A 9,799-nucleotide genomic window follows, 5' to 3' on the forward strand; every position below is an offset into this window, starting at 1 on the left:
CCGTCCCCGTCCCCGTCCCCGGCACGAAGCACACCCGCAACTCCGCCCGTTCGGGGTCGCCGATCATCGCGGTGTAGCGGTAGACGGTGGTGTCGGCGACGTTCCTGACCAGGGCCTGCCGCGCCCGCGCCCCCGGCGCCGAGATCTCCACCGTGTCCCCGACCCGCGCGTGCCAGATCCGCCCCCACGCGGCCTCGCACACCGTGCTGTAGCGCAGTTCGACGCTCGCCCCGGTGCGCGTCCGGCGCTGAGGGCCGAGGGAGTCGACGCGGCCGGGCAGTCCGCAGGACATCGCGTCGGGGTCCTGGCCGTCGCAACTCCGGCCGTGGCAGCCAGGGGTGGGGTCGAGCACGGGTGTGGCCACCGTGTCGTGCTCGGGGCCTGAGCCGCGAACGGAGAGCGCGGCGATGGCGACGGCGGCGAGCGCGGCGCAGGCGGGGAGCAGGTAGCGGCGCTTCAACGGCGTTGACCTGGGCGGGAGTTCGACGGGCCTGCCGGAGTCGGCGGAGCCGGGTCCGGGGCCGCCGCGCCCGCGTCCGCTCCACTCGGCGTCCGCGAGTTCCCACAGCGCGAGGAGTCGCGCGGGAGGTTCCCCGGCGAGTGCGCAGAGCGCCTCGACGGCCTGCCGGGGTGCCGGTTTCTTGCCGTTGAGATAGCGCTCCCAGGACGACTTGCTGTACGGCGTCCGCTGGGCAAGTCCCGCCAGGCTGAGGCCCGTTCGGTCCCGCACGGCACGCAGCCCCGCGGCGAGGGCCGCGCACTCCGGCGCCGTACCGGTCATCCGCGCAGCACCTGCCAGGTGTGGGGCCCGACGACGCCGTCAGCGGGCAGCCCGGCGCCCTGCTGGAGCCGTACGACGGCCGCGATGGTCTGCTGTCCGTAGACGCCGTCGACCGGGCCGGGGTTCAACTTGTGGCGGCGCAGCAGGCATTGGGCCTCGACGACGTCCCAGCCGGGTCCGGCGAGGACGGCGGTACGGGTCGTGCTGTACCCGGCGCCGAGGCCGACCGCCTCGCGGTGGCGCACCTCGCAGGGGTAGGTCTTGCCGACCTGGAAGAGGTAACGCCCCGGTCCGCCCTGGGTGGTTGAGGGGCTCGGGCTGAGGCGGGTGCCGGTGACGGCCTGGGCCTTGCCGTTGCCGGCGTCGCCGTCCCCGTACCAGGGGAGCGCGATCAGCAGTCCTGCGCCGATGCCGAGGAGGGCCGCGATCACGACTGCGGCGAGGGCGTGGGGGCGGGGGACGCCGGCCGAGCCGAGGGGACCGGAGGTGGCTGTGGGGTCGGCAGGGCCGGTGCCAGTGGCCCCGGTCGGGTTCGACTCGGCGTCGGGCGTGCCCTGTTCGCCCGCCTGCCACGCGTCGACCGCCACCTCGTGCAGAACGAGCAGCCGGGTCGGTTCCGTGCCGACAACCCGCGCGAGTTCCTCCACCGCCTGCCGGGGCGGGAGCGCCTTGCCGTTGAGGTAGCGCTCCCACGACGAGCGGCTGTACCCGGTCTTGGCGGCGAGCGAGACCAGGCTCAGCCCGGAGCGGTCCTTCAACCGCCGTAACTGGACGACGAGTTGCCGGACCCTCTGGTCCAGGGAGTCCGGTAGTTCCTGCCAGCGCGACATGCCTCACCCCGCACGCGTCAGGGATCCATCGACTCTGTAGTACACCCCCGCGCGGGGTTCCGGGTTCCGGCCGGGACGCCGCACCGGTCGCCTTTCGGCCGCGCCCGGCGGGGGTACCGCGTCCCACCGGCGCCTCGTCGCCGTCCCTGTCAGCGCAGGTCAGCGGGTGGGACGTCCCACGGTGTCCCGGAGGGGCGGGTTTCGCTGGCCGGGGGCCAAGTTGGCCAGCATTCTCGGTGGTGCGGGCCGGAAGGTACGGGGGTCCATCCGGCCCGCACCCGCGATCGGCCACCCTCGCGGAGCTACCGCTCAGGTAGTCCCGCGCTACTCCCCCAGAGGGACATCATGCGCACGCTCGCACCGGCCGCCGGAAAGAACCGTCAGCACAGGATCCACCCCGACTTGACCTCCCCGCGCCCCACTCGGCCCTCCACGCGCACGCACCGGTGCCCCGCGTGGACCGTGACGGCCGGGGAGGTCCAGGCGTGCTTCCAGCCGCGCTTCACGGGGACGTTGCCGCGCGCCTGGACGGTGACGGAGATGTCCTGCCGCCCGCCGGGCCTCTTGGCGAGGGTGACGGCGCAGACGTATCCGGGGCGCTTGTAGACGACGACGATGCCGGTGGCGAAGGGGAAGGTGCGGACCGCGCGTCCGGCGCAACTCATGGGAACCGACGCCTTGTTGGGCGGCGCTGCCTCCGCGACGGCCGGGGTCGCGAGGCCGAGCACCCCGGACGTGGCCAGTCCGGCCGTCACCAGCGCCAGCCACCGTCTCGTCCCACGTTTCCCCGTCCCGCGATTCTCCATGGCCCCCACCCGCACACGTAGTCCGCATCCGTACTGTTGTACGGACGCACAACGTATGTCGTACGGTTGCACGACCGTCACGAGGACACAGCGTCCACGGGCTCCCCGATGAACGTCCGCCACAGCGCGGCGTACCGTCCGCCCCGCGCGAGCAGTTCGTCGTGGGTGCCGTCCTCCGCGACCCGGCCGTCGGCCATGACGACGACCCGGTCGGCGCGCGCGGCGGTCGTCAGCCGGTGGGCGACGACGAGGGTGGTACGCCGTCCGGCGAGCCGCTGCGTGGCCTGGTTGACCTGCGCTTCCGTCGCCAGGTCGAGGGCGGCCGTCGCCTCGTCGAGGAGCAGGATGTCCGGGTCGACGAGTTCGGCGCGGGCCAGCGCGATCAACTGCCGTTGCCCGGCGGAGAGGTTGCGTCCGCGTTCGGCGACCTCGTGCAGGTAGCCGTTCTCCAGGGTCGCGATCATCTCGTGCGCGCCGACGGCCCGCGCCGCCGCCTCGACCTCGGCGTCGGTCGCGTCGGGCCGGCCGTACGCGATGGCGTCGCGGATCGTCCCCTGGAAGAGGTAAGCCTCCTGGGGTACGACTCCGAGGTGGTGGCGGTACGACGTGAGGTCGAGGTCGCGCAGGTCGGTGCCGTCGGCGAGGACCCGCCCGGAGGTGGGGTCGTAGAACCGGGCGACGAGCTTGACGAGGGTCGACTTCCCGGCGCCGGTCTCGCCGACGAACGCGACGGTCTGGCCGGCCGGGATCGTCAACGAGACGCCGCCCAGGGCCTCTTCGTCGTCGGTGTAGGCGAAGTGGACGTCCTCGAAGGTGATGTCGCCGCGCAGGGAGAGCACGTCGAGGGGTTCGTCGGCGGACTTCGTGGACGTGGGTTCCTGGAGCAGTTCCTGGATGCGGCCCAGCGATACGGACGCCTGCTGGTAGCCGTCGAAGACCTGCGAGAGCTGCTGCACGGGGGCGAAGAACAGGTCGATGTACAGCAGGTAGGCGACCAGTGCGCCGGTCGTCAGGGTGGCGGCCTCGACCCGGCCCGCGCCCGCGATGAGGACGGCAGCGGCGGCGACGGACGACAGGAACTGCACGAACGGGAAGTAGACCGAGATGAGCCACTGCCCGTGCACCCGGGCCTCGCGGTACGAGGAGGAGCCCGCCGCGAACCGTACGCCGCCGTCGCGCTCACGCCCGAAGGCCTGGACGATCCGGAGCCCGGCCACGGCTTCCTGGAGGTCGGCGTTGACGGTGGAGATCCGCTCGCGGGCCAGCTCGTAGGCGCGCACGCTCGCACGCCGGAAGTAGTACGTCGCTAGTACCAGAGGGGGAAGCGTCGCGAAGACGACCAGCGCGAGCTGTACGTCGATGACGACGAGGGCGACCATGATCCCGAAGAAGGTGACGACGGAGACGAACGCGGTGACGAGCCCGGTCTGGAGGAACGTCGACAGCGCGTCGACGTCCGTGGTCATCCGGGTCATGATCCGGCCGGTCAACTCCCGTTCGTAGTAGTCGAGTCCGAGCCGCTGGAGCTGGGCGAAGATCTTCAGGCGCAGCGTGTAGAGGACGCGTTCACCGGTCCGGCCGGTCATCCGGGTCTCGCCGATCTGCGCGGCCCACTGCACGAGGACGGCGAGGAGGGCGAGCAGCGAGGCCGCCCACACCGCGCCGAGGGCGGCCTCGGTGACGCCGCTGTCGATGCCGTGCCGGATGAGGACGGGCAGCAGGAGCCCGACGCCCGCGTCGACGGCGACGAGGCCGAGGCTGATCAGCAGCGGCGTACGGAATCCGCGCAGCAGCCGCCGCAGCCCGTACGACTCCTCGGGGGTGACCGCGCGCGCCTCGTCGATGCCGGGAGTGTCGGTCGCCGGGGGCAACGCCTCGACCTGGGCGAGGAGTTCGGGGGTCGAGGGGGTGCCGGTCAGGGCCGTGTCGCGGGCCGGGCGCTCCCCCGCCCAGAGCCTCGGGGTGATCCCGCGCTCGGCGTCGAACTCGGCGTCCAGCTCGTCGCGTACGGTCGTGTCCTCGGCGGGCTGGACGGGCGTGGCGTGGCCGGGGCTGACGCCGCCGAGGCCGTCGGGGTCGGTCAACAGGCGCCGGTAGAGCGGGGATCGGCGTTCCAGCTCGGCGTGGGTGCCGATGTCGGCGAGGCGTCCGGCGTCCAGGACGGCGATGCGGTCGGCGAGGTTGAGGGTCGAGCGGCGGTGCGCGATCAGCAGGGTCGTCCGGCCGCGCATGACCTCCTTGAGGGCCTCGTGGATCTCGTGCTCGACGCGGGCGTCCACGGCCGAGGTGGCGTCGTCGAGGATGAGGAGGCGGGGGTCGGTGAGGATGGCGCGGGCGAGGGCGACGCGCTGGCGCTGGCCGCCGGAGAGGGTGAGGCCGTGCTCGCCGACCTTCGTGTCGTACCCGAGAGGTAGCTCGGTGATGAAGTCGTGGGCCTGGGCGGCGCGGGCGGCGGCCTCGATCTCGGCGTCGGTGGCGTCGGGGCGGCCGTAGGCGATGTTGTAGCGGACGGTCTCGGAGAAGAGGAAGGAGTCCTCGGGTACTAGTCCTATGGCGGTACGCAGGGAGTCGTACGTCAGCTCGCGGACGTCGTGGCCGCCGATCAGGACGGCGCCGTGGGTGACGTCGTAGAACCGGGGCATCAGCAGCGACAGGGTGGACTTGCCGGAGCCGGAGGCGCCGACGACGGCGAGGGTCTCACCGGGGTGGATCTCGAAGCTGAGGCCGGACAGGACGGGGCGGTCGTCGTCGTAGCCGAAGGAGACGTCGTCGAACTCGACGGTGGCCGGGGCGTCGGCGGGGAGTTGCTTGGTGCCCTCGGTCATCGTCGGTTCGGTGTCGATGAGTTCGAGGACGCGTTCGGTGCCCGCGCGGGCCTGCTGGCCGACGGTGAGGACCAGCGCCAGCATCTTGACGGGGCCCACGAGTTGGGCGAGGTAGGTGGAGAACGCGACGAACGTGCCGAGGGTGATGCTGCCGCGTACGGCGAGCCAGCCGCCGAGGGCCAGCATCGCGACCTGGCCGAGCGCGGGGACGGACTGGAGGGCGGGCGTGTAGAGGGAGTTGAGGCGGATCGTGCGCAGCCGCCCGGCGAACAGGCGGCGGCCGACCTCGCGGAGCTTCCCGGTCTCCTGGTCCTCCTGCCCAAACCCCTTCACCACGCGTACGCCGCTCACGGCGCCGTCGACGACTCCGGCGACGGCGGCGGCCTGCGCCTGCGCGTACCAGGTCGCCGGGTGTAGCCGGTTACGACTCAGGTTGGCTATCCAGATCAGCGCGGGGCCCACCGCGAGAGCTACGAGGGTGAGCGGGATCGACAGCCAGGCCATGACGACGAGGGAGATCACGAACAGGGCGATGTTGCCGATCGTCATCGGCAGCATGAAGAGGAGACCTTGGATGAGCTGGAGGTCGCTGGTGGCGCGGCCGACGACCTGCCCGGTGGACAGCTCGTCCTGGCGGCGGCCGTCCAGCCTGGTGATCGTCCCGTACATCTCGGTGCGCAGGTCGTGCTGCACGTCGAGGGCGAGGCGGCCCCCGTAGTACCTGCGGATGTACGTCATCACGTACACCACGAGAGCTGCTCCGATGAGGGCGCCCGCCCAGGGGGCCATCGCGCGGGAGCGGTCACCGATGACGTCGTCGATGATCACCTTCGTGATCAGAGGGACGACGGCCATGACCGCCATACCCCCGAGGGAGGAGCCGAGGGCCAGGACCGTGTCCTTCGGATACCGCCAGGCGTACCCCGCCAGCCGTCGTGCCCATCCCCGTTGCGCTGCCACGCGGTGCCCTCCTGTAGAACCGATGCTTACCCGGAAGGCACCAACACGGACAGAACCGGATTTCATCCCTCCGCAACAGTCCGGGTGGGTGCCGGGACCACACGGAGGCCGGCTCCGTAGTCCTGGGGTAGCACTGGGTGACGGAGGCAGCGTGCTGGCGTACACACAGTGGGTCACCGCCCACTACCAGTAGCCCCAGAGAGGGACGCGGGTCAGTGCGTCCGTACCCGCAGGAAGTAGAAGCGGGTCGTCTGTACGGCGTTCTGGTTGTCGTCGCTGACCAGAGTCACCCGCAGCCGGTCGCCGGAGCGGCCGGTGACCGTCATGCCCTCGATGTTGTCGAGCAGGGGGTTGGGCTGGGGCTGCTTCGCGGTGGCGCCGAGGCTCGGGCAGTCGGCGATGTCGGCGAGGAGCGTCTTGCGGATGACCCGCGCCTCGGGCTGATCGGTGAGGTACTCGACGTCCCGCGTGTCCGTCGCGCGGCGCGGGTCGGCGAGGTAGAGGCGGACCGTGTTGCCGACGCCCGCGGTGAACCCCCGCTCCAGGACGAGGAGTTGGCCGCCGGGCAGCGCCTGCACCTCGGGGACGCCGAGCCCGGCGTCCGCACGGTAGGCGTACTGCGCGCCGAGCGCGAACCCCTTCCCGTGCCGCTTCCAGGTCTGGAACCGGACGGTCCCGGCGGCATCCCCGGCCAGCGCGTACTCCATGGACGCCAGCAGCGTACGGCCGCCGTTCGCCCAACTCAGGCCCTCGAACGTGCCGTTGGACACGGCCCGCCCGGCCGGCGCGACCTGGAGCGAGGCGGGGACGGGGAGCCGGCCGAGGATGCGGCCGTCCCGGTCGTAGCGGCGCACCGACGGCTCGGTCTCGGAGGTGATCAGCCGGGTGCCGTCCCGGTCGATGACCAGCCCCTCCGAGTCGAGGGCGGCGCCCTTCTCGTCCGCGAGCTGAACGACCTTGCGGGGCTGGAGAGTTCGCCGGTCCAGCGAGAAGAGGGCCGACCGGTCGGAGAGCGCGGCGAGCGTGCCGTCCGGGTCGAGGGCGAGGGCGGAGAAGTTGCCGGTGAAGGTCCCGTCGTACGACGTCTTGTCGAGGGAGTCGGAGAAGCCGTCGATGGTCACGGCGGGCGAACAGGCGCGGTTCGCGGGCGAGTTGGCGGCGGCGGGCCCTGCGGCGGTGAGCGTGGTGGCCGCCGCCAGGCCGGCGGTGAGGGTGGCGAGTACGGTTCTCAGGCGCATGGACGGCACGGTAGGACGCGCGGGTGTCCACGAGAAGAACGCCGCGCCACGGACGCGGCGCCGTGAACGCCGCCGCGACCCGACTGCCGTACTGCGGGCCCGGGAAGCCCGGCCGCGGGGAGGCCGGGTGCCGGTCGGGTCAGGACGCCTTGAGATCCGCGTGGACGGCCTTCGCCACGCCCTGGATCGTCGCGATCCCGTAGTTCATCGTGCTGTTGCCGTGCGTGAGGACGGTGATCGTGTAGTCGTGCCCGCCGCCGGTGAACGTGCCGACGCTGTGCACACGCCAGCCGTTGGTGGCCCGCTGGAGCCAGCCGTTCTTGACGCGGACGGCGACACCGGCCGGAGCGCCGTAGGGAGTTCCCCAGCGCTGGGACGAAACCACCTTGCTCATCAGGCCGTTGGCGTACGAGCGCGACGCGTCGGTGAGGACGGCGTTCTTCGCGTGCAGCAGCTTGAGCAGCTTCTGCTCGTCGGTGACCGTGATCTGCGTGAGGCCCCAGTAGCCGTTCGCACCCGGCTTCGTCTGGGTCATCGCGGCGGCCTTGAGGAAGTTCTTCACCTTGGTGACGCCGAGCTGCTTCCACAGGGTGCTCGTGGAGGCGTTGTCCGACTTGGTGATCATCGCGGTCGCGAGGGACTTCTCGCGCGCGGTGAGGGACCGCTTCGCCTTCTGCGCGTCCCACAGGAGCGTCGAGAGGACGGTCACCTTGACGACGCTCGCCGAGTCGTACGCCGAGGACGCCCGCAGCGTGCAGTTCGTGTTGGTCGTGCGGTCGTAGACGCCGACGGCGACCGTGCCCTTGCGGGAGGCGACCGCCGCGGTGATGTCCTTCTTGAGTTTGGTCGCGAGGGCCGCCTTGGACGACGTACAGCTCACGGCGGGCGCGGCTGCCGAGGCCGGGACGGCGGCGGTTATGAGGAGGCCGGTGCCGAGGGCGGCGACCGCCGCCGCTCTAGCACGTCTCGAAGTAGATGGAGTCATGCCTCAGTTGACTCACAGGTTCGAGCGAATGGTTGTACGACCGTGAGCACGATTGAGCAAAGGTTGCACAACGCGTTACTGCGCGCCGTACGCATTCACAGGTGACGGCCAGCTCCGGCACAGCGGTCGCCAACCCGGGGTTCGCACCATGCTCGGGTGACCTCTGCCACCGATCCCCAGCACCGTACGACCGAGCCGTCCGTGTCCCCCGACCGGCCACCGCCCGAGCCCGCGGCGGGCGACGTACCCCGACAGGCGCCGCGCTGGTCGCTGCCCGCGCTGCTCGCGATCCTGGTCCTGGCGGCGGTCCTCTACTCCTGGAACCTCTCCGGTTCGAGCCTCAACAGCTTTTACAGCGCTGCGGTGTTGAGCGGTACGGAGAACTGGAAGGCGTGGTTCTTCGGGTCGTTGGACGCCGGGAACTTCCTGACCGTCGACAAGCCGCCGTTCGCGCTGATGGTGATGGGCCTGTCCTGCCGCGTCTTCGGCTTCGGCACCTGGCAGATGATGCTGCCGATGGTGCTGGTCGCGCTCGGCACGATCTGGATCCTGCACGCGTCCGTGAAGCGGGTGTGGGGGCACGGCGCGGCGGCCGTCGCCGCGCTGGTCCTGGCGCTGACCCCGATCACCGTCGCCATCAACCGCGACAACAACCCCGACACGCTGCTGGTGTTCCTGATGGCGGGCGGCGCGGCCCTCGCGCTGCGCGCCGTCCACAACGGCAGGCTGCTGCCGCTGCTCGGGTCGGCCGCGTGCTTCGGGCTCGCCTTCAACACCAAGATGCTCCAGGGCTACATCGCGCTGCCGGCCGTCTTCGCCGTCTACCTCTACGCGGCCAGGCCGAAGCTGGTGAAGCGGATCGTCAACCTGCTGCTCGCGGGTGTAGTACTCGCGGTTTCCTCCTTCTGGTGGGCGGCTGCCGTGTCCGTAGTACCTGAGGACGAGCGGCCCTACATCGGAGGTTCGACGGACGGGTCCGCCTGGAACCTGATCATGGGCTACAACGGCCTCGGCCGGGTCTTCGGCGGCGACGGCAACATGGGCGGCGGAGGCGGGGGCGGCGGAGGCGGCGGCTTCTCCGGCACCGCCGGTCTCGGCCGGATGTTCAACGACGTCCTCGGCGGGCAGATCTCCTGGCTGCTGCCCTTCGCGGCAATCGCTTTCATCGGCGCCGTCATCCTCTGCGGCCGTGCCCCGCGCACCGACCTCACCCGCGCCGCCGTCCTGGTCTGGGGCGGCTGGCTGGGCCTGCACTTCCTCACGTTCAGCATGGCCGAGGGCACGATGCACCCGTACTACACCACCGCCATGGCGCCCGGGATCGCCGCGCTGTGCGGGGGCGGCGGCGCGATGCTGCTGCGCGCGTTCCGTACG

General features: G+C 71.5%; 7 protein-coding genes. 1 reads left to right on the top strand and 6 read right to left on the bottom strand.

Translation table 11 applies throughout. The features are described 5' to 3' along the window. The 6 genes from AOK24_RS32625 to AOK24_RS32650 form a co-directional block, all read right to left on the bottom strand. On the bottom strand, positions 1-781 hold a 781-nt coding region (locus AOK24_RS32625; protein WP_055723633.1), incomplete at its 3' end, for a helix-turn-helix domain-containing protein. Further along, positions 778-1,611 carry a helix-turn-helix domain-containing protein gene (locus AOK24_RS32630; RefSeq protein WP_055723634.1) on the bottom strand — a complete coding sequence of 278 codons (834 nt, stop codon included), beginning with the start codon at positions 1,609-1,611 and terminating at the stop codon, positions 778-780. The genes AOK24_RS32625 and AOK24_RS32630, both read right to left, overlap by 4 nt. Positions 1,612-1,991: 380 nt before the next feature. Further along, entirely contained in the window at positions 1,992-2,417 is a 426-nt protein-coding gene (locus AOK24_RS32635; RefSeq protein ID WP_055723635.1) for a hypothetical protein, read from the bottom strand. Positions 2,418-2,494: 77 nt separating this feature from the next. Then, positions 2,495-6,202, bottom strand: a complete 3,708-nt coding sequence (locus tag AOK24_RS32640) for an ABC transporter ATP-binding protein (RefSeq protein ID WP_055723636.1) — start codon at positions 6,200-6,202, stop codon at positions 2,495-2,497. 212 nt (positions 6,203-6,414) lie between these two features. Continuing rightward, entirely contained in the window at positions 6,415-7,440 is a 1,026-nt protein-coding gene (locus AOK24_RS32645; RefSeq protein ID WP_055723637.1) for an esterase-like activity of phytase family protein, read from the bottom strand. Positions 7,441-7,579: 139 nt separating this feature from the next. Then, positions 7,580-8,425 carry a serine hydrolase gene (locus tag AOK24_RS32650; protein ID WP_193554947.1) on the bottom strand — a complete coding sequence of 282 codons (846 nt, stop codon included), beginning with the start codon at positions 8,423-8,425 and terminating at the stop codon, positions 7,580-7,582. A 156-nt stretch (positions 8,426-8,581) separates the two neighbouring features. On the opposite strand from AOK24_RS32650, the gene AOK24_RS32655 reads away from it, so the two are divergent. After that, on the top strand, positions 8,582-9,799 hold a 1,218-nt coding region (locus tag AOK24_RS32655; protein WP_206191300.1), incomplete at its 3' end, for a glycosyltransferase family 39 protein.

Source organism: Streptomyces niveiscabiei, from assembly GCF_001419795.1.
Classification (GTDB): domain Bacteria; phylum Actinomycetota; class Actinomycetes; order Streptomycetales; family Streptomycetaceae; genus Streptomyces; species Streptomyces niveiscabiei.